At 67.7% G+C, this 18,461-nt stretch carries 16 protein-coding genes and 1 pseudogene; 11 read left to right on the top strand and 6 right to left on the bottom strand.

Annotated features, from left to right (window positions below; all coding sequences use genetic code 11):
• Positions 1–4: 4 nt before the first annotated feature.
• Positions 5–198: pseudogene (locus ABZ471_RS06095) on the top strand (tyrosine-type recombinase/integrase); the annotation flags it as partial.
• A 136-nt stretch (positions 199–334) separates the two neighbouring features.
• On the opposite strand, the gene ABZ471_RS06090 reads toward ABZ471_RS06095, so the two are convergent.
• From ABZ471_RS06090 to ABZ471_RS06080, 3 genes are all read right to left on the bottom strand, one after another.
• Complete coding sequence (locus tag ABZ471_RS06090) at positions 335–658, bottom strand: hypothetical protein (RefSeq protein ID WP_359062918.1); 324 nt, start codon at positions 656–658, stop codon at positions 335–337.
• A 512-nt stretch (positions 659–1,170) separates the two neighbouring features.
• Positions 1,171–1,641, bottom strand: coding sequence for an NUDIX domain-containing protein (locus ABZ471_RS06085; protein WP_359062916.1), 471 nt, complete (start codon positions 1,639–1,641; stop codon positions 1,171–1,173).
• A gap of 2 nt (positions 1,642–1,643) precedes the next feature.
• Positions 1,644–2,363: a helix-turn-helix transcriptional regulator gene (locus ABZ471_RS06080; protein WP_359063035.1), complete on the bottom strand. Its 720-nt coding sequence runs from the start codon at positions 2,361–2,363 to the stop codon at positions 1,644–1,646.
• A gap of 273 nt (positions 2,364–2,636) precedes the next feature.
• Between ABZ471_RS06080 and ABZ471_RS06075 the strand changes: the two genes are divergently transcribed.
• Positions 2,637–2,888, top strand: a complete 252-nt coding sequence (locus ABZ471_RS06075) for a hypothetical protein (protein WP_359063033.1) — start codon at positions 2,637–2,639, stop codon at positions 2,886–2,888.
• Positions 2,876–3,121 (top strand): hypothetical protein, encoded by a 246-nt coding sequence (locus tag ABZ471_RS06070; RefSeq protein WP_359062914.1) that lies wholly within the window; start codon positions 2,876–2,878, stop codon positions 3,119–3,121. Before ABZ471_RS06075 ends, ABZ471_RS06070 begins: the two co-directional genes overlap by 13 nt.
• A gap of 583 nt (positions 3,122–3,704) precedes the next feature.
• Here the strand turns inward: ABZ471_RS06070 and ABZ471_RS06065 are convergent.
• Positions 3,705–4,574, bottom strand: coding sequence for a GntR family transcriptional regulator (locus tag ABZ471_RS06065; protein WP_359062912.1), 870 nt, complete (start codon positions 4,572–4,574; stop codon positions 3,705–3,707).
• A gap of 195 nt (positions 4,575–4,769) precedes the next feature.
• Between ABZ471_RS06065 and ABZ471_RS06060 the strand changes: the two genes are divergently transcribed.
• From ABZ471_RS06060 to ABZ471_RS06025, 8 genes are all read left to right on the top strand, one after another.
• Positions 4,770–5,123, top strand: coding sequence for a hypothetical protein (locus ABZ471_RS06060; protein WP_359062910.1), 354 nt, complete (start codon positions 4,770–4,772; stop codon positions 5,121–5,123).
• Positions 5,120–5,308, top strand: coding sequence for a hypothetical protein (locus ABZ471_RS06055; protein ID WP_359062908.1), 189 nt, complete (start codon positions 5,120–5,122; stop codon positions 5,306–5,308). The genes ABZ471_RS06060 and ABZ471_RS06055 overlap by 4 nt, the downstream gene beginning before the upstream one ends.
• Before the next feature lies 1 nt (position 5,309).
• Complete coding sequence (locus tag ABZ471_RS06050; RefSeq protein WP_359062906.1) at positions 5,310–5,966, top strand: hypothetical protein; 657 nt, start codon at positions 5,310–5,312, stop codon at positions 5,964–5,966.
• 3 nt (positions 5,967–5,969) lie between these two features.
• Positions 5,970–6,707: a hypothetical protein gene (locus ABZ471_RS06045; protein WP_359062904.1), complete on the top strand. Its 738-nt coding sequence runs from the start codon at positions 5,970–5,972 to the stop codon at positions 6,705–6,707.
• A 36-nt stretch (positions 6,708–6,743) separates the two neighbouring features.
• Entirely contained in the window at positions 6,744–7,490 is a 747-nt protein-coding gene (locus ABZ471_RS06040) for a DUF2637 domain-containing protein (RefSeq protein ID WP_359062902.1), read from the top strand.
• Positions 7,491–7,639: 149 nt separating this feature from the next.
• Positions 7,640–9,085: a replication initiator gene (locus tag ABZ471_RS06035; RefSeq protein ID WP_359062900.1), complete on the top strand. Its 1,446-nt coding sequence runs from the start codon at positions 7,640–7,642 to the stop codon at positions 9,083–9,085.
• A complete protein-coding gene (locus ABZ471_RS06030) occupies positions 9,085–9,309 on the top strand; it encodes a helix-turn-helix domain-containing protein (protein ID WP_359062898.1) in 225 nt (74 codons plus the stop codon). The genes ABZ471_RS06035 and ABZ471_RS06030 overlap by 1 nt, the downstream gene beginning before the upstream one ends.
• Positions 9,309–10,616, top strand: coding sequence for a site-specific integrase (locus ABZ471_RS06025; protein WP_359062896.1), 1,308 nt, complete (start codon positions 9,309–9,311; stop codon positions 10,614–10,616). Before ABZ471_RS06030 ends, ABZ471_RS06025 begins: the two co-directional genes overlap by 1 nt.
• A 114-nt stretch (positions 10,617–10,730) precedes the next feature.
• Here the strand turns inward: ABZ471_RS06025 and ABZ471_RS06020 are convergent, their stop codons facing one another.
• Both ABZ471_RS06020 and ABZ471_RS06015 read right to left on the bottom strand, forming a co-directional pair.
• Positions 10,731–11,120: a hypothetical protein gene (locus ABZ471_RS06020; protein WP_359062894.1), complete on the bottom strand. Its 390-nt coding sequence runs from the start codon at positions 11,118–11,120 to the stop codon at positions 10,731–10,733.
• Positions 11,120–17,824: a polymorphic toxin-type HINT domain-containing protein gene (locus ABZ471_RS06015; protein WP_359063031.1), complete on the bottom strand. Its 6,705-nt coding sequence runs from the start codon at positions 17,822–17,824 to the stop codon at positions 11,120–11,122. The genes ABZ471_RS06020 and ABZ471_RS06015 overlap by 1 nt, the downstream gene beginning before the upstream one ends.
• Positions 17,825–18,461: the final 637 nt, after the last annotated feature.

Here is an 18,461-nt window from a genome sequence, read left to right as displayed (position 1 = left end):
CGCCCGCCGCACCCGCTTCCACGACCTCCGCCACTCGACCGCGCCCCTGCTCCTGGAACAGGGAGTCGACTCGTCGTGATCAAGGAACTCCTCGGCCACGCCCACATCGGCGTCACCGCCGGCGTCTACGCCCACGTACGCATCCGCCTTCAGCGAGACGCCATCGACCTGCTCGGCCACGCGCTCGACCGCCCCTGACAGCCAGACGGCGGCGGACACCACTGTGTCCGCCGCCGTTGCCGTCAACTACTGCCGTCAGGCGGCAAAACGGCCCCTGCAGTGACATCCGCAGGGGCCGCATCTTTGCGCCTGAACGCGTAGTGAATCGGAAGCCTTAAATCGGCTCTCCCGCCACTCCGCTAAACCCGACGAGGCCGTTCCTCTTCGCCATGTCAAGAATCTCGGGGAGGTAATCCAGTTGGCGAACCGAAAGGGTCAGGAGGACGTACTTTCCTGCGTCATCCGGTTCCTCTTCAAGGTCGAACCGTGACGGCTCCAGAACGTCTTCGACATCCGGCCACCGAGTCAGCAATTCCTCCCGGAACCGCAATACGTCAGGGCTCACGACAAGGTCGCCGGTGTCACCTTCAGCGATGTTGTCGAAGACTTCCTCAGGGTCTCCGGTGCTGCGCTTCCAGAAACCGAAGTCGCTGCTCACGGGCCGTCCTCTCAGGTTAGGGGTTGCAGATTGGACACTCTGTGCCGCGACGGACGACTGACGTTTGGAACCCGTACGTCTTCGCTAGCCATTCGTCCTTCCTGCGCTGACCCTTCGTGTAGTTCGATTTGTTCACCTTCACCTCGTAGAGGTGAAGATTTCCGTCTGGATTCCTAACTGCGATATCTACTTGACGAACGCCATAAGGGGTCCAGAGCTCAAGCCCGTTCCCATAGCTCTCGCTATAGATATCAGACTTCTTGTAGAACTTCTCAAACGTCTCCGTCATTTCATCTACGCCTGCAGCACCCCGGACTTTGTCATGCTTCCGAATGCCGCAGTTGCTGTTGTGAACGAGTACCGGTGTCTCGCCCGCAAGCACATAGTACGTGTGCTACGCGAAGCCTTCGACCTGCTTTTTCGCAGGTCAAGTACGGTTTGCTGGTCCGGTGAGGTGCGTGGGTGTCCGTGGTTGTGCGGGGTTGTTGCCGTCGCTACTGCCGTCAGGCGGTTCAGCCCAGGTACGGCTTCTCGCGCTGTTCCAGGAAGTGCTGGAGCCTGAGTCGTTGGGTGTGGTGCATCGGCAGCTGTTCGATCTCTTCCGGCGGCACGAACCGGAGTTCGGTGGACTCGTCGGAGATCTCCAGTTGGCCGCTGGTGATGCGGGCGGTGAAGCAGACGTTGAACTGGCGGCGGACCTCGCCGTCGGTGTAGGCGATGATGTGTTTCGGGTCGGTGTAGGTGCCGACCAGGCCGGTGATCTCGACGTCGAGGCCGGTCTCTTCCTTGACCTCGCGGACGGCCGTGCCGGGCAGGGAGTCGGTGAGGTCCATGCCGCCGCCGGGCAGGGCCCATAGGTCGTTGTCGCGGCGGCGCTGGAGGAGGATGCGCCCGTGGTCGTCGGTGACGACGGCGGATGCGGCGACGACCATGCTGTTCGGCTTGGGCGCGTTCGGGTCGTCGTAGTACTCGGTGCGAACCACGGTCAGCCTTCCTCTCGTACGGGGGTTGCCGTCGCCCACACGGCGTCGAAGCTCTCGGCGTAGGTGTCGAACATGCCGCCTGTCTCGTGTCGGCGAAGATGCCATACGGGGGCGGCGTACGCGTTGACGCCCCAGACATGGGCGTTGACGAGTTGCTGGTCGTCGGCGCGGTAGAGGGAGTTGTAGAGCGTGGTGCCGTGGGTGCGGACTTCGATGCCGGGGGTGCCCGTGAGTGGCCTGTAGTGCATGAGGGCGAGGCGGCAGCGGGATTCGATGCCGTGGCCGAACCGCTCCTCCTGACCGCGGGCTTGGACGTTGTCGCTGCCGGCGTCCCCGATCGCGACGCGGACGGTGCAGCCTTCGGCGGCGCGTTCGGTGAGGAGTTCGTTCAGCCGCGGGTAAGCCTCGTGGAGGAAGACGGCCGCGTAGACGAGGATGTCGATCCGTTCCCGGGCCTGGGCCATCAGGTCGGTGAACGCCGAGACGGGGATGTCGGCCCGCTGCTCGTAGAGCGCCACCAGTTCGGGGCTGATGGCGCGGGCGGGGCGGGCCTGGCGGAGCGCCGGCCAGAGTGCGTGCACATCTTCTCCCAGGGCCTTGGCCGCCTGGAGGGCGGTGGCACGACGTGGGATACGCCCGAGGTTCACCCAGCGCTCGACCGACTTGGGGTCGACCTCAACCTGCTGAGCGAGTGCGGCGTACGTCCAGCCTCCCGCCGCCATGACGGCTCGTAGTCTCTCGTTCGGCACGAGTCTCCCCCTTCGTCTCAGGACGGCACTAGGGACGTTCTACACGGTGCAGGACGTCCCGAAGTGGGGTTTGGTGGAGGTTCCTTCGTCCCGGTGACCGGCGTGAGGATCGGTGCCCACCCTGCGGCACCAACAGGCCCAGGGGCACGCATCAACGCCGCCGAGGAGCGTCACCGTGCGAATGAGCGCCACCCCATGTGTTCCCGCCCTGCGACTGGACGCCCGGTCGCGCACCGCCTCGCCGGGGTGGTCACGTTGACGGCCCCCACCCCAGATACCGGCGGGCAGACCGTCTCGCCCGGTACCGGTGCCCTGGTGGTCGACCGGCGGAGCGGCAAGGTGGGCGTGGTGATGGGGCATGTGGGGCCGTACGTGCAGCTTCGACCGCCACGCGGTGGCCTGGAGTGGGACGTGCCGCCCGAGGACGTTCGCCTACCGACTCCGACGGAGGAGTTAAGCGCGAAGGTGGCCGTGGCCAACCGGAGGTGGGGACGGTGACCCCTCGCTCGGTCCTGCGGTACGAGACCTGGACGCTCCAGCCCGACCGCGAGCCGGACGCGGAGCCGGTCCTGTACGCGATGCAGTGCGCCGTGGACGGCGAGACGTCTCCGGCAAGTGAGGACTTCGCCGACCCGCAGGACTGGGTGCTGCGGCACTGCGGCCAGAACCCGTCCCACCACACCTACCGGGAGATCATCACCCGGCCCTGGCGGGCCTGGCGGCGGACGTGACCCGTCCCGCTCGCTCAGGAGCCGCACCGCGCTGACCTACCCAACTCCCGTCCCTGCCGGGCGCGGCCGATCGAGGCTCCCCCTACTCGTCAGCCCTGGCAGGGGCGGGCCTTACGTGCGTGCCGTGCCCATGGCCATGAGGTTCTGGCCTCAGCCACAGAAAGTCAGCCACGACGGCGGGCGCGCCGACCGATCACCCGTCACGTGTGTCTCGCTCAACCCCGCACCGGCATCAGCCCAGTTATCTCCATCGTCACGGCCCCAGCCAGGCACCACGGCCGGTGTTCCGGACGACAGCGCCGCCGCACGGTACGAGCTTGCCGGACGGCCTCTCGGGTGCCCGGCCGGTCTGCTGCTGAGTGGTCGGACAGCGGGGCTCTCGGTTGGCAGTCCGGCCTATGCTCCCGGCTCTGCGCGCCGAGTGGTCGGCGGCCGTCGCCAGCGGGGCGGCAGACAGGAGCGGGCGGCGGTCACCGACCGCCGGCGCGCGGCGGCCCGCGTCAGCGGGACGCCCTTGATCAAGTAAAGAAACTCTGAACAGCTCACCCCGTCGAACCCACCGGCCGGGCTGCCGGGTCGAGGGTCACGGCCGCTGTTGCCGGCGCTTCTTCGATTCGGCCAGTGCGGTCTTCAGCTTCTCGCTCGGCGATACGTCCGGATCGGCTTCGTCGTCGTGGAGGGGTGGCAGGAACAGGCCGCGGCGGCTCTTCTCTCGCTTGACCTTCCGGCGCTCGTTGAAGAGCCGCTGATGCTCCTCCCGGACCATGACCCATCGCCGGTCCAGGTCTGCTTCTCGTTCCAGAAGTTCGTCATCGCTGAGGTCGGCGAACTCGGTGGCGGCTGCGCGCGCCTCGCGGTCGATCTCCTCGCGCAACAGGTAATTCGTGATGGGCCCATAATGCTTGCCCGGTTCCGGCACTTGACGGACGAAGACGCCGCGTCCCTTGACCGCGTACGCCAGCCCGTCCTGCTTGAGGCGTCGATAGGCGTTCTGCGCGGTGGAGTTGGCGACTTTGAACCGCTCTTGGATCTCCCTGGCGGGCGGGAGCTGGGAACCCGGGGGGTAGGTGCCTTCCACGATTTCCCGGCGGAGGATGTCGGCGACCTGGGCATACGGCGGTCGGGCGTCGTCGTTGCGGATGACGTCGAGTGGCCAGTCAGGCCCCTCGCCGTCGGCTTCCTCCTGATCGCTCTCGGCCTCGCCGTCGCCCCCTTTGACGGAGGTGCTGACGTAGCTGCCCCGGCCGAGCTGGGAGTAGACCAGGCCCTCTTGCTTGAGCACGCGCAGGGCGTTCTGGACGGTGGAGCTGGAGACACCGAACCGGTCACCCAGCACGTTGGCCGATGGCAGCCGCTCGCCGGGGCGGAACTCACCGTTCAAGATCGCATCCCGCAGTGCCTCAGCGGCCTGGAGGTACGGCGGCCGAGAGTCCTCGTCCAAGGGCAGGGTCATGCCCCCACGGTATCGCCAGCAGGCCGTAGCGCTACAGGCACATCCCCAGGTTCTCCACCTGACCGCCCACCAACCTGACCGCCCACCAACCTGATCGAAGTCGCAACCTAATCGCTCTTGCAAGTTGAGCGATTATCTCCCTATGCTCCATGTCGAGCCGATCAAGCGGCTCTATCGAACAAGGGGTGTGACGGCATGGCCATGACTCGAATCCGCGTTGCCCTGCTGCCGTCGGCGGTGTGCATCGCGGGCACCGAACCGGCACTGAAGATCAAGGACCAGCAGACCGGGGAGGTCGCCACCGACCGGGAGACCGGTGCGTCGCTGTACACGGTGACCGTGATGCTCATGGAGGACGGCCGGGCCGAAGTCCTGAAGATCACCGTCCCGGAGACTGGCCTGGCGACTGGGCTCAAGTCGGGGGCGATGGTACGGCCGGTCGAGCTGTTCGCGACACCGTGGGCGCGGATCTTCAACGGTCAGCTCTCCGACGGTGTCGCCTACCGGGCTTCCCGCCTGGAGCTGGTGACGGTGGAGGCGGCCCAGTGATCCGCCTCGAACACCGCACACCGGAACGGGAATTGCACCCGATCCGTCCCCTCCCTGGGACCGAGGACAAGGCCACGTTCGCCGTCTCGGCGGCGGTACTCGATCTACTCGGCCTGAGCCCGGAACAGGCGGCCCGCCTCGACCTGGGCGATGTGTTCCGCCGGATACACGAAGAGGGGGCCTGACGTGGAAGTTGTGACGGAATACGCGTCGTACGCGCTGCCGATCGCTACAGCGCTCATCGGTGTGTGGCTGCTCGTGACGGTGGTGCGCTACGTCCGGGCCGACCGGGGCACGCGGGTCAGCATGCGGCAGGCCGTCCGGGTCCGCTGGGGCTGGGTACGACTCGCGAGGATGGCCGGGCTGACGGTCACGGACAAGACCCCGAGCCTGCTCGCGCAGATCACTGCCCAGAAGGACAGTCCCCCGCCCGCGCCCCGGGTGCTGACTCCGAAGATCAAGGTCAAGCCCGACCAGTTCGGCGTGATCGTGCGGGCGCGGACGCTGCCGCAGGTCGGGCTGGAGGAATATCAGAAGGCGGCGCGGTTCCTGGCGGACGCCTGGCGGTGCACGCGGGTCTCCGTGCTGCCGGACGGCCCCGGCAAGGTGGTCATCCGGGGCGTGCGCTCCGACCCGCTGACCACACCGACCGCCCACCGGCCCACTGGCCGCCCACTCGCGGACCTGACGCGCTGGGAGCTGGGCGTGGACGAGTACGCCGCCCGGGTCTGCGTGTCCCTGGCCAACGTGCCCGGGGTGACGGTGGCCGGCGTCCCGGGTGCGGGCAAGACCTCGGGGGTCAACAAGTTCATCTGCGACTTCGCACCGTCGGCCGCCGTGTAGATCGTGGCGGCGGACGGGAAGGTGTCGCGGGCCTCGGAGGGCGACTACGCCGACCTGGTCGAGCGGATGTTCGCGTTCTGTGGTGACGACCTCGACGAAGCGAACGCGCTGTTCAAGCGCCTGGTGGAGCTGCGCAAGCGGCGCTCGGCGACCATCCGGGACGTGCTGGGCGTGAAGAACATGTGGCACCTCGGCCCCTCGCCGGAGTGGCCGCTCACGGTCCTGATCATCGATGAGGCGCACACGTACTTCCGCGAGTACAAGGGCAGCGACGCCACCACCAAGCAGCTCGGCGCGCTGACGGCGGAGAATGCGCGCTTGGTGGAGGACCTGGTCAAGAAGGGCCGCAGCGTCGGCATCCTGGTGATCCTGATCAGTCAGAAGACCACCGGGGATGCCATCCCGACCTTCATCCGCGACGTGTGCCCCATCGGGCTGTCCTTCGCGCAGAAGACCGTGGAAGCCGCGGTGGCCGCGCTGGGTGAGGACATCCGCAACTGGCCCGACGCCAGCCCGGTCACCTTGCAGGACCCCGCCTACGTCGGCGTCGCGGTGATGGCGATGCAGGGCCGCCCCGGCTACACCCGCATCCGCACCCCCTACGTCTCCGACACCGACGCCGCCCGCATCGCGGACGCCACCTCGCACCTGACCGCCGATCCCGCCTTCCTCCTGGACGCCCTCCTCGACACCGCCGGCCGTACGGCACCCGACGACACCCCGGTTCCGCTCAACAAGTAGCTCCGAACACCCTTTATCCGAAAGCAGGTTGAGATCATGGCGGAGGAACAGTTCACCCGGCGCACCGTGACCGTGGTCATGGCGGTCATCGCGGGCCTGGCCTTCGTCTTCTCCTTCGGCAACGTCTGGGCGCTCGCCCTGCGCCTCGGTGTTCCGCACCCGATCGCGCCGCTGATCGCACCCATGGTGGACCTGTCCGTCGTCGGGTTCCTGGTCGCACTCCGGTTCCTGGCCCTGCGCGGCGTGGCCAAGGCGGAGTTGCGGGCCGGTACCCGGCTGCTGCACCTGTGCGGGCTGCTCACCCTCGCCCTGAACACCGCCGACCCCCTGCTGACCGGACGATACGGCCGGGCCTGCCTGGACACCGTCGCCCCGCTCCTGCTCCTCGGCTGGGGCCACGTCGGCCCCGCCTTCCTCGCCCAGTTCCACACCCTCACCCACCCCACTCCGCACCTGGAGACCACGCCCACCCCCGTCTCCGAACCGGTGCCCGACGAAGCACCCACACCCGAAGCGACACCCGCCCTGGTCGTCGGCGACTCCCGGCCCGAGGAACCACAACCCGCTCCGACTCCGACCCCGGCCACTACCCCGCCCATCACCGTCGCCAGGACGATCCGACCCGCCTCCGGTCCGGCCTTGCCCGCTGCCCTGCTGGACGCGGCCCGGCGCATCGCGGACACCCACCGCACCGAGCACGGAACCCCCATCACCGCCGCCCATCTGGGCACGCGCATGGGCGTTGCCCTGCCGGTGGCCACCGCCGCACTCGCTCAACTCTGAGCCCCGCGCCCACGCGGTCCGCATCACCCCTCGCTGAACCCACCCCCGCCCATGGGCTGGTTCGTCATGCCCCGAGCAGCACCAACACGCCTTCCTGTCTGGCTGGTTGCTGCTCGGAGCCCCCACCCGACAGAAGGGACACGCCCCGAATGGTCACCCTGGACCTGCGCCACGTGGCAAGCCCCGCCGTGCGGGATCTGCTCCACCTGGTCAACCACCCCGACTTCGACCGCGCACAGCAGCAGATCGAACGCCTCGGCGGCTGCACCGAACCCATCCGCCTGACCGGCCACACCGCCACCGTGGACACCACGACCGGTGAGGTGCTGCGCTCCTACGCCACGTCCGACGAGCCTGCGGGCAGCCTGCTCACCGGGTGCGGCAACCGCCGCTCCTCGCGCTGCCCGGCCTGCTCCCGCCTCTACGCCGCCGACACCTACCACCTCATCCGCGCCGGCCTCTCCGGCGGCAAGACCGTCCCCGACACCGTACGCACCCACCCCCGCGCCTTCGCCACCCTGACCGCTCCCTCGTTCGGTCCCGTCCACAACCGCCCCGCCACCCCGGGCGGCGATGTACTGCCCTGCCGCTGCCGCAAGCTCCACGAAGCCACGGACGCCCTGCTGGGGATGCCGCTGAACCCGGCGACGTACGACTACGCGGGCGCGGTCCTGTTCAACGCCCACGCGGGAGCCTTGTGGGCCCGCTTCACCACCTACCTGCGCCGGGAACTCGCCGCCCGGCTCGGCATGACCCAGAAGGCCGCCCGCTCGGTCCTGCGTGTGTCCTTCGCGAAGGTCGCCGAGTACCAGAAGCGCGGCCTGGTCCACTTCCACGCCGTGATCCGGCTCGACGGCCCCGACGGCACCCACCAGCCCCCACCTCCGTACGCCACCGTCGCCGTACTCGCCGACGCCATTAGGGCCGCCACCTCGCGGGTCCGCGTCAGGATCGAGTCGGACGCGGTCGGAGAACGCGAACTCGCCTGGGGCGAACAGCTCGACGTACGCGAGATCGCCGCCTTCGGCACCGACACCGAACTGACCGACCAGGCCGTGGCCGCCTACGTCGCGAAGTACGCCACCAAGTCTGCCGACGCCTCCGGCACCCTCGACCGCTCCCTGTACTGCCGCCCCTGCCAGGGACGCGGCGCCACCCTCCTGCCCCACGGCACCTCGCTCCCCTGCACCGCCTGCGACGGCACCGGACAGGCCCGGCCACTGCCCCGCCTCGCCGTCGCCCGCCACGTGCGGCAGATGATCCGCACCTGCTGGGAACTCGGCAGGCTGCCCGAGTTCGCCGACCTGAAGCTCTGGAAGTGGGCGCACATGCTCGGCTTTCGCGGCCACTTCTCCACCAAGTCCCGCCACTACTCCGTCACGCTCGGCGCGCTGCGCGACGCCCGCCGCACCTGGCGCACCGAACAGGCCCGCGCCCACGCCGGCCTCCCCGAACCCGACCCGACAACCACGCTCGTCGTCGGCCACTGGGACTACCTCGGCTCGGGCTACAGCCCCGGCGCAACACTCCTCGCGGCCGCCGTCTGGCACCGCAAGGAACAGGAACGGCAGTTCACGGCCGAAGGGGGCAGCTGATGACCTCGCCCCCGCTCACAGCCTTCCACGCAGAGGCGGTCCCGGCGCTGGATCTGCTCACGGTCCCCCAGGTGATGGCCCGCCTCCAACTCGGCCGCTCCGCCGTCTACGACCTGCTCCGCACCGGCCAGCTCGCCTCGATCACCCTCGGCCGCGCCCGCCGCATCCCCACCCACGCCCTCACCGACTTCATCCGCACCCGCCTCGAACAGGAAGCCGCCTGATGACCACGCCCCGCGACACCCCCGCCTCCCGCCGTACCCGCGCCAACGGCGACGGGACCGTCTACCAGCGCAAGGACAGCCGCTGGGAAGCCGCCGGATACGTCCTCGCCCCCGGCAACACCCGCAAGCGCGTCCGCGTCTACGGCAGCACCCGCAAGGAAGCCCTGGCCAAGCTCACCGAGAAGATCGCTGCCAGCAACCGCGGACTCCCCGTCCCCTCCGCACAGGGCAGCCTGGCTGCTTACCTGACGTACTGGCTGGAGAACGTCGCTGTACACCAGCTCCGTGAGAACACCCACACCCGCTACACAGCCTGCGTCCACCGGTATCTCATCCCCGGCCTGGGCAAGAAGAAGCTCACCAAGCTCACCGCCAAGGACGTCCGCACCTGGCTCAACCAGCTCCGCGTCACCTGCCAGTGCTGCACCCGCGGCCTCGACACCGCCCGCGACCAGCCTGTCTGCTGCGCCACCGGAAAGTGCTGCTCCAAGCGCCTCTCGCCCCTGACCCTCGCCTACGTGCACTCCGTCCTCAAGTCCGCCCTGGAGCACGCGGTACGCGAGGAGGAGATCCCCCGCAACATCGCCCGCAACGTCCGCACCGGCACATCCCGCCCCCGCCGCTTCGAACCCCTCACCGCCGACGAAGCTCACACGTTCCTGGCCGCCACCAGCGGGCACCGATTGCAGCCGCTGTTCGAACTCGCTCTGCACACCGGGCTCCGCAAGGGCGAACTCCTCGGCCTGCGCTGGGAAGACCTCGACCTGGCCGGCGGAACCGCCAGCATCCGACGCACCCTCCAACGCACCAACTCCGGCGGTCTGACCGCCTTCCCGACCAAGACCCAGAGTTCCGAACGGCGCATCGCCCTACCGACGCCGTGCCTGCGCTCTCTCAAACAGCACCGCGACCGACAACTCCAGGAACGCGAGGCAGAGGGGACGGGCTGGAAGGGCAGCGGCTATGTCTTCACCCGCCCGGACGGTGCTCCGATCGAGGGGTCCACCCTCACCCGGCACTTCAACACCCTGCTCCATCAGGCCAGACTCCGCCGCATCCGGTTCCACGACCTCCGCCACTCGACGGCGACCCTCCTCCTGGAGCAGGGAGTGGAACTCGTCGTGATCAAGGAGCTGTTGGGCCACGCCCACATCGGCGTCACCGCCACCATCTACGCCCACGTCCGGCTCCGCCTCCAACGCGACGCCATCGACCTCCTCGGCCACGCCCTCCGCAACCCCGCCGAGACCACCAGCAAGCCCGACGACGGCGACGAACCACCCCTCGTCGGAGCCGCTGTCCGCTGACGTTGCCGTCAACTACTGCCGTCAACCACCCCAGAAGCCCCGCCAGGACGCACCTGACGGGGCTTCCGCTTTGCTGAAGCTATCCAGCAAAAGGGTTACGGAATCGGGCAGAGTTCACAGGCTCGGCCGCTTGCCAAAGTACGGTCTTACCACTCTGGCCAACTTGAACTGGATTGCACGCAGAGTCCGAATGCTCGACTCGTCGCTAAATCCTGTGGTTGTCGTCCATTCGCATCCCGAACCTGCAAGATCGCTAACGAAGACAATCTCTACGGCCAGCAATACGCGCGCCCAATCGACCGGGGCTATCGGAACGCTTTCTCCGAGTTCGGCACGCAACCTGCCGCATTGGTCGAGCAGATCCTGCACACCTTCGAACCCCATGCCAATAGCGAGCTCATCGCCGCATCGAGCCGGACCACCCCATTCCAGGAGTGCGCGCCGCAGCCAGGCGACCTCGTCCGCGGTGAGCAGGTCACTCGCCGCTACAGGAGTTTCAGGCATCAGTTCAACCCGTCCCAGTAATCGTCAATCGTCGTCGGATCTCGGCGGAAGATAGTACCGCCATCCGGATGCATCGGGTCGTGAATCACGATCGTGGACCCGTCCTTCCCCTGATACGCTCTCCGCCCGCCGCCCAGCGGTTTCGTACGGGCCGGATTCTGCATCACGTCCCGGGCGAGGTCGCCAATATCCTTGGGCGACTGTCCCGGAAAGTCACCGGCATGCTTGCTTCCCGCGTGACCGTTACCGATGTCCGCAGCATCTTCGATGCGTTCCTCAGGGGTGCACCAGTCTGAATTGTGAACGAGGACCGGCGTCGACCCAGCGAGTACATAGTACGTGTGCAGATCTTCAACCGTGAGGTTGTACGTACGCGTACGTGCCGAATAAGACCGGTTCACCGTGACTTCGACGGTGGTGCCGTCCGGCTCACGCAGGTGCATGCCGGCCGTCAGGTCACCTGCGCTCACCCACTGGCCGAGTTCCGGCACCCAGAAGGGGTGCTCATGTGTGGCCGTGAGCTTGCGCTCGCCCGCCGGTGTTTTGATCGTGAGTTTGTTGAAGTGCTTGTCGTGGTCGTTGACGATCAGGCGGGTGACCTTGTGCGGTCCGGATTCTCCTGTCTTCGGATCCGTGGCCAGCACTTCGTCGCCGACCTTCATGTCCTCGATGTTCTTCGAGGATTTGTCCGCCAAGAGAACCTTGGTGCCGGCGAGGAAGCAGTTGCAGCCACCGGGCTTTTGGCGCAGGCGCAGTCCGCCGAGCCCGATGCCTCCCGGGCCTTCTCCGCCGTCGGCGGCGAGGGCGACCCCGTCCGCCATGGCCGCGCCTTCGCCCCAGCTGAGCCCTGCGGGGCACTTCCCGCCTACCGCAAGACAAGCGGCGCCCTTTGAATTATTGACATTCGACGAGTTCACAGGGAAGGACTGGTCGGTGCAGGCGTCGCGTCCGTACAGGTCGCAGAGGAAGTCGAGCTTTTTGTAGAACGCGTTGATATACGCGGGCGCCTTGCTCCAGTTGGCCTTTACCTTGACGGTGGGGAAGACGGATATGTATCCGTCCCCGTCGTAGTCGTACTGGGCTGTGCCTTCGTCCTTCCAGGTGACGCTAGGGCGTTTGTCGGTGGCATCGCGTACGCAGCCGCCGGGTTTGGTGCAGGGTGCCGTACCACCGGATTCAGCGTCCAGGATCAGACCGGTCGGGTCCGAATGGGAGACCGGGCCGTTGTTGCTGTAGGTGTACCCGTTGATCTGGAGCGGGTCCGCGATGTCGATGATCGGGTCCGCGGAGAGGAAGCGGCCGGAGTTCTGGTCGTACTCGCGGGCGCCCATGTGGGTGAGGCCGGTAGTGGTGTCGTCGATGCCGACGCCCAAGTAGCCGCGCTTGTTGGGCCAGTTCGACGCCTTGGGTCCGCGCAGTTCTCCGTAGGGCTTGAAGGCGCGGCGAGTGACCGGCTGGGAGCCGGACAGTTGGACTGTCGTGTTGGCCGTGCCGAGGTTGTCCGCGATGAGGGCGTTGAGCTGGTGGCCGGTCGTGGCGCCGTTGCTCGTCGTGCGCACGACCGTGGGTGCGCCGGCCTGTACGTAGGAGCGTGAGGCCTGGGTGATGGTGCCTGTCGCGTTCGTCGTCAGTTCCGTCTCGCCCAGGTACAGGGTGGACCCGGACGGGGAGTTCTCCAGCAGACGGTTGCCCGCGGCGTCGTAGACGTATGTCGTCGTCTTGCCGTCGCCGGTGATGGAGTCGAGTTTGTTCTCCGGGGACCAGCGGAGGTCTTGGGTGGTGTTGGGCAGGACACGGAGCCGGGTGTTGCCGGTGTTGTCGTAGGTGTAGGTGCTGCCCTTGCCCGACAGGGTGGAACTGATGCTCGTGACCGTGTGCGGCTGCTTCAGGTAGGACGGCGTGGTGCCGTTTCCGGTGACCGTCTTGCCGTAGCTGTAGGTGTAGGAGACGTTCTTGGTCGCGTCTGCCGTTGCCGTGTCGTGCTCGGTCATGGCGGCGCGGTTGCCGAGCCAGTCGAAGGTGAAGGACTGGCGGTAGGCGATGGCGCCCGTGGAGACGGTGGTGGTGTCCGGGGCCGCTGCCTTGAGGGTGGAGGTGAGCGACGTGTCCGGGCTCGTCGGATCGGCTGCGTCGTCCGAGGCGTCTGCGATGGGGCCTGAGGACGGCGCGTAGTCGGTGCGGTAGCCCCAGGTGGTGCCGTTGGAGGCCTTGCAGCCGGTGCCGCTGCCGGTCGGCGTGATCTTCGAGGTCCAGGCGTGGACCAGTTCACCCATAACGTCGTAGGTGAAGCACTGGGTGTCCCAGGTGTCACCGCTCGCCTCGCTGAGCTTGCGGGCGTTGGACGTGATGGTGCCGGACGTGTCGTAGGCGTAGTAGCCGTCGGCGATGCGGTGCGGGCCTGCTGTTTCGCGGTCTGCCACAGTCCGCTGGAGACGGCCGGTGTGCGGGTCGATGAAGTTGGTTGTCCAGACCCGGGACGGCTGGGATCCCGAGACGGTACGCAGGGGCTCGCCGTAGGGCGAGTAGGTGGCGTCGGCTGCGTACCAGGTCAGGCCGGAGGTCGATTCGGGGAGGCCGTCGGAGTTGTAGCGGGTGACGACCTTTTCCTTCGCCAGACCACCCGCGGCGGGCAGCGTGACCGACTGCTGCCGGCCGGTGGGCGTGTAGGCGTAGCTGTAGGTGTAGGTGCCGGTCAGCCCGGTGGTCATGGAGTTGGCCGGGATGACCGTCTCGTTGCCGGTGGGGTGGTAGTCGGCGTCGTAGCCGGTGACTCGGGTGACGTAGTCGCCGCCGTCGGTGTGCCGGGTGGCACTCCCGGGCCGACCGATTCCTCCGGGTGCGTCGTCGTAGCTGTATTCCGTGACCGGTGAGGAGGCGGCGGAGCCCTGGCGGACGTACTTCACCCGTCCGAGCAGGTCGTACTCGGTGAAGGTCTCCTGTTCGCGGGCGTTCTTGGTGTGGTTGGGCCGGTCTGCGTCGTCGTACCAGGTGTACGTCGTGCCTGTGTCGGGGTCAGTGGAGGAGGTGACCCGTCCCCGGGCGTCATAGGTGTAGGACCAGACGGTGCCCGCTGGATCGGTGACCGTGCTGCGCTTGCCCCGGGTGTCGTAGTCGTACCGCGTCGTACGGCCGGCAGTGGCGTCGGATGCCTCCTGCGTGTAGTGCTTGACGGAGGTGACCCGTCCGAGCGCGTCGTAGTACGTGCGGGTGGTGGGTGCGGTCGAACCCGCGGGGTTGATCAAGGTACTGGTGAAGCTGTAGCTGGTGGATGTCGCGTATGTGTAGTCGCCACCGTGGTACGCGGCGGCGCGGACCTCGCGCTCTCTGCCGTCGTAGCCGTATTTGACGGAGCTGGGGATCAACGCCTTGGACCGGGGAGCGAACAGCTGCGCCTCCGGTTCGCCCTTGGCCAGGTAGCCGCTGGTCTGCTCGTCGGCCAGGCCGTGGTCGTCGTAGGTCGTGTCGGTGATGATCCGGCCGGGTCCGTGGGCCTCGGACTGCGTCTGGACCGCTCGCGCGAGGCCGTCGTAGAGGGTGACCTGGCTGCCGTAGGTGCCGTCGTCCTTGAGCGTCCTGACCGCGACGGCGGCAGGACGGTTCTCCTTGCTCGTGGCGGTGGCCGACTGGTAGTCGATCACGACGTTCGGGGATGTGCCGCCCGATGCCCGAGAGGCTGACCAGCCCTTGATCAGGCGGCCGAGACCGTCGTACTCGTTGCGGGTGACACGGCCGTTGGGATCGGTGACGGTGAGCGGGAGACCACGGCCGGGGTCGAACGTCGTCGTGGTGGCCTGCTCCTGGGCATTGATCGCCTTGCTCTGGGTGACCGGGCCGCCCGTCTCGGGGGTGTACTGGGTCTCGCTGGTGCCCTCGCCGGGCTTGCTGACCTTGCGAACCCGGCCCAGATCGTCGTACTCGGTCTCTGTGACGTGGGAATAGGAGGTACCGGCCCCGTCGATCTCCGCCACGGAGGTGGGCCGGCCCTTGGCCGGCGCCGCCCCGAAGGCGAGCTTGTCGTAGCTGGTCCGCTGCGCCGACATCAGCTGGGTGGCGAGGTCGGCGTTCTCGTAGCCGGCGCACGACGTGCCGGTGGTCCGCTGCTCCTTCGGCAGGCCGATCAGCCAGGCGGTCGTGTTGTGGACGTACGACGTCACCGTGCAGGTCTGGTCGGTGAGTGTCTCGCCGCTGCCGTTGGGCTTGACGACCGCCGTCTCGACTTGGAGGGGCAGGCCGTAAGTGTCGTCGACGGTGGTGAACGTACGGACGGCCTGCCAACCGCCGGCGTCATCGGTGGTCTGGATGTCGTCCGTGCGCTTGATGCCTGTGCGGTGGGCGAGGAGCGGGTCCGACTCCGTCCCGTCCTCGTTCTCCCGGGCGCGGGACGCGGTCTGCTTGGACCAGGGGTAGTTCAGCGTGCGCCGGACGACGGGGCCCGCGGAGTCGCGGTAGGTGAGGGTCTCCGCGGTCATGCCCGCGTACTGCGGGGCGTCGTCGGCGAGCAGTGTGCGCTCGTTCTTGGAGTCCTTGACCTCGCCGCCCGTGCCCTGGAAGTAGCGGGTGACCGAGTACGACTGAGGGTTGACCCCGCCCGGTGCCGGGGCAGTCTTGCTGCCCTTGGTGACCGAGATCTTCCGATAGCCGCGCCAGTCGCTGTACGTGCGCAGGGACGGCCGGGTGAACTCGTCGTCTCCCTTGGACCAGGCCGGGGCGTCGTAGGCGTACTTGGTGACGACGGGCTTGCCGTGCGAGGTGACCTTGTCGGTCTCGATCACCGAGGCGACGACGTACTTGTTGAACCACGCCTTGGCGGGGGTCTTCTCGTCGCCGTCCGGTGACCAGCGGACCGGGTAGCAGGTGCCGTTGGCCTTTCCCTTGTCGTCCGCGGGTTCGGTCCGGCAGCCGCCCGTGTACTCGACCTCGATGTCACCGCCGTACTCGGTGGAGACGGTACCGATGCGTGGGCGGGTGAAGCCCGGCCGCTGGTCGTTCTTGCCGGAGAGCACCAGGTTCGGCAGCTGGCGGTCCTTCAGCCAGGCGTGCAGAGGCGAAGTGGAGCCAACGGTGTACCTGGTGAAGCTGATGCCGTCGGCGGACTGCAGAGTGCCGCTGGTGTCGCCGGGGCCGTAGCCGGTGCGGGTGATCGAGTTCAGCCACAGGCCGGGTGAAGTGTCGTACCAGTCCTCCGGGAAGGACTGGTGGAGGGTGTAGACGTCCACCTTGCCCAGACCCTGCTGTCCCGCGCGGGCGCCCTTCGTGGTGATCGTGTCCAGACGCATCTGCGTCCAGAAGGACGGGAAGGCCGGGCAGAGCTTGGAGGTGGACTTGCAGTTGAGGTTGCCGGGGGTGTCCCACCAGGGCCGGTAGGCGCCCGGGTCGCTTGTCTTGTCGAAGTTTCCCGCAGCACACGCGGTCGCGGACTTCAGGCAGCGCTGCTGGGCACCGAACTCCACAACGGCGGACGGCTTGGTGAGGCTGTCCGGGCGCATGCCGTACTCGATGGTGGTCGGGTACTGCGCGCGGTCGTACTGCTCGGGCGACTTGTACTTCTTGCGGACGGCGTAGTAGTTCGTCTCCTGCCTGTAGTTGACGATCATGAGGTTGCCGTTGACGTCGATGACCTTGTCCAGGCCCCAGCGCCACGCCTGCTGCTTTCCCGCACCGCAGCGTGAGTCCGCGAAGGAGTCGGCGTGGCAGGGCTCGCCGGGGTGGTTGCCGAAGACAGGGACGGTGGAGACGGAGTTGGTGTCCGCGTGACCGCCGCCGACCTGGTTGACGCCGTAGTAGTACTGGGTGCCGTCGCGGGTGGTGACCACCCAGTATTCGCCGTTGTTGTCGTCGTTGCCGCCGCCGACGCGGTGTTCGATGCGGGTGCCGTCGTCCTGTTGCGGCCGATAGAACTCGCTGTCCTTCTCCGGATCGCTTCCTGAGGCCGGCACCCGGACCAGCTCGGTGGTCTTGCCCGCCAGGGACATCACAGCGTTGTACGACACCCAGCACAGGTCTGTTGTCTTGTCCTTCTTGGCCGTGTTGTTGGGTGTGCCGGCGTTCAGCTTCTTGCGGTCGTCCTGGCAAGGTCGGTAGCGGCGCTCGATGTAACCCGGGTCGTAGGACCAGCCCTCACCGATCCACGACGACTGCCCGGAGGAGACGGCCGTCCGCCCGTCCACCGTCTGCGAGTTGTAGCTGAGCGAGATCTCGGGTGCGGGGCCGGCGGGTGGACTGGGCACAGTCAGCGGGTAGGACCAGGTGAACGCGCCCGATGATCCTCCCGCTTCCCACTTTCCGTCGGAGGCGAGTGGCGTCGCCTTGAACGTGCCGCCTGCCCCGGCGCCCGAGTCGACGGCGGCGACGACCGCGGCACTGGGGCCTGCCGCCACGGGAGTCGCGGACGTGGTCCTGCGGTAGGCCGCCTGAACCACACCGGAGCGCTCGGACCGCGCGGATGTGGTGGAGGCCTGTGTCACCCCGGCTTCGGCCGCGGGGTCGACGGTCGCAGTCAGAGTTTTCGACGCTGTGTCGTTGGTCGTGTCCAGTTCCTCGTAGGCCTGGCACGCCTCGTCGTCCGGCGTCGTCAGATAACAGTCGGGAAACTGGACGAGCCGCAGCCGCGAGGCCCAGTCGGCGCCGTAGAGGCTCTTGAACTTGGAGTAGTCCAACTTCACCGACACCGGAACGGAGCCGGTGTCGGGGGCCTGGACCACCATGACGGCCCCGTCGATTCCCTGGCTCACTGCTGCCGCACGGTCGGGAATGGAGACCTGCCAGGTGCCGGTGGGAGCCGGCTGATCCTGGGCCTGGCCCAGGCTGACCGGCAGAGCGCCGACGGGGCTCAGACCTGCCTGGTCGGCCGTCACGACGGCCGTGTGTGCGGAGGCTGCCGAAGCCGTGGAACCGAAAGTGACCGAACCGGAGAGATTCGACGGCGGAGAGACCGTATTCGTGGCGGCGGACAGCTGTTCCTTGGGAATCTCCGCTCCGAGGCTGACCACCTTGGGCTTGACCGTCTGGCCCGGCACCGGCTGATCACGTTCCAGCGCCTCGAGGTCCAACGACTCGCGCGCGACCTCCGCCTTCGCCGGGTCCGGCGGCAGCGCCACCGCCTGAGCGGGCAGCAGACCGATCAGCAGCGCCGCCGCAGTGACGGGCACCGACGTTCGCACGATTCGACGCTTACGGACCGTCAAGAAGCGATCGAACACAGCGAGATCCCCCCGGACCACTTGCAGCGGGACCGGGCATGGGCCACGCGTGACGACATATCAAACAGCGGAGATTCTGTGATCAACCTGTGAGTGAATGCCAGCGACCAGCAGGCGATGTGAGGATCATCACGGTGCGTAA

The organism is Streptomyces sp. NPDC005728 (assembly GCF_040630895.1).
Taxonomy (GTDB): domain Bacteria; phylum Actinomycetota; class Actinomycetes; order Streptomycetales; family Streptomycetaceae; genus Streptomyces.
The sequence above is the reverse complement of the archived record's forward strand: the minus strand, read 5'-3'. Positions and strand labels throughout refer to the sequence as shown.

What these genes read in the sequence shown, in the direction of transcription:
- ABZ471_RS06030 (WP_359062898.1), top strand. Translation starts at nt 9,085, where the DNA reads ATGACCTCGCCCCCGCTCACAGCCTTCCACGCAGAGGCGGTCCCGGCG.
- ABZ471_RS06025 (WP_359062896.1), top strand. Translation starts at nt 9,309, where the DNA reads ATGACCACGCCCCGCGACACCCCCGCCTCCCGCCGTACCCGCGCCAAC.
- ABZ471_RS06040 (WP_359062902.1), top strand. Translation starts at nt 6,744, where the DNA reads ATGGCGGAGGAACAGTTCACCCGGCGCACCGTGACCGTGGTCATGGCG.
- ABZ471_RS06080 (WP_359063035.1), bottom strand. Translation starts at nt 2,363, where the DNA reads ATGGCGGCGGGAGGCTGGACGTACGCCGCACTCGCTCAGCAGGTTGAG.
- ABZ471_RS06015 (WP_359063031.1), bottom strand. Translation starts at nt 17,824, where the DNA reads ATGGTGGTCCAGGCCCCCGACACCGGCTCCGTTCCGGTGTCGGTGAAG.
- ABZ471_RS06035 (WP_359062900.1), top strand. Translation starts at nt 7,640, where the DNA reads ATGGTCACCCTGGACCTGCGCCACGTGGCAAGCCCCGCCGTGCGGGAT.
- ABZ471_RS06060 (WP_359062910.1), top strand. Translation starts at nt 4,770, where the DNA reads ATGGCCATGACTCGAATCCGCGTTGCCCTGCTGCCGTCGGCGGTGTGC.
- ABZ471_RS06020 (WP_359062894.1), bottom strand. Translation starts at nt 11,120, where the DNA reads ATGCCTGAAACTCCTGTAGCGGCGAGTGACCTGCTCACCGCGGACGAG.
- ABZ471_RS06065 (WP_359062912.1), bottom strand. Translation starts at nt 4,574, where the DNA reads ATGACCCTGCCCTTGGACGAGGACTCTCGGCCGCCGTACCTCCAGGCC.